Below are 720 nucleotides of genomic sequence, written 5' to 3'. Positions count from 1 at the left end.
TCTTGCGGTCAACAATGTAGATGTATCCTTCTTCATCCATTGTTGCGAGATCACTTGTGTAAAACCACCCGTCATTAAAAGCAGCTGAAGTAGCTTCCGGCATACCCAAATATCCCTTCATTACATTTGGCCCTTGAACAACTAATTCTCCGACTTCTCCTCTCGGCAATTCTTTTCCGAACTCATCTACAACTTTGCTTTGGACAGCTGGAATGTTCAAGCCGATAGAACCTGGCTTGCGAGTCCCTTTTAAAGGATTAATAGCGACGAGAGGAGCAGTTTCCGAAAGCCCATATCCTTCCAAGATAGAAACATTAAACTTGTTTTCAAATTTATGCAGCAGCTCTGCCGGAATCGAGGCACCTCCAGAGATACACATGCGAATAGATTGGCAATCCTCCGCAATCGCTTCAGGCAATTGATAGATAAAACTGTACATCGTAGGTACTCCAGCAAACACGGTTGCCTTTTTTTCTCGAATGGTGCTGACCACGTCATGAGGGCTGAATTTAGGCTGGATCAGGACTGTTGCCCCACAAGCAATTGGCGCATTCAGACAAATTGTCATACAGAATACATGGAACATTGGCAGAACAGCTACGACACGATCTTTAACATCGAGTTCTAATAATTTTGAAATGGAGTCCGCATTTGAAACCAAGTTCCGATGCGTTAACATTGCACCCTTTGGTTTCCCGGTTGTTCCTGATGTGTATAGAA

Annotated in this window: 1 protein-coding gene; it reads right to left on the bottom strand. The window is 43.9% G+C overall.

Features of this window, described 5'->3' with window-relative positions; all coding sequences use genetic code 11:
• The coding region (locus tag AC1DUW_RS31435) for an AMP-binding protein (protein ID WP_477644524.1) at positions 1 to 720 on the bottom strand (720 nt) is incomplete at both ends.

The sequence above is a fragment of the Peribacillus sp. P4_C12 genome, from assembly GCF_056402095.1.
This window is presented reverse-complemented; position numbering and strand designations above follow the sequence as displayed.